Origin of the sequence: Pseudorhodobacter sp. E13 (assembly GCF_003991405.1) — a bacterium.
Taxonomy (GTDB): domain Bacteria; phylum Pseudomonadota; class Alphaproteobacteria; order Rhodobacterales; family Rhodobacteraceae; genus Pseudorhodobacter.
The window spans coordinates 1-219 of sequence record NZ_RPEN01000016.1; the positions used below are offsets into that span (position 1 = coordinate 1).

1 protein-coding gene is annotated in these 219 nt (G+C 69.4%); it reads left to right on the forward strand.

Translation table 11 applies throughout. The annotated features are described in order from the left end of the window. Window positions 1-219: VCBS domain-containing protein (locus EGN72_RS00045; protein WP_148114230.1), on the forward strand; the 219-nt coding region annotated here is incomplete at both ends.

Below are 219 nucleotides of genomic sequence, written 5' to 3' on the forward strand. Positions count from 1 at the left end.
AGGTGACCGTCACCATCGAAGGCGCCAATGACGCGGCCGTCATCGCGGGCGATCTGTCCGGGATCGGGGCCGAGGACAGCGCCGCGCCGATCACCGGCACGGCGACGGCCACGGATGTCGACAACGACGACAACCTGTTCCAGCCGGCCTCGGGGGTGGGGGCCATGGGCTATGGCACCTACAGCGTGGATGCGGGCGGCGCCTGGTCCTATCTGATCG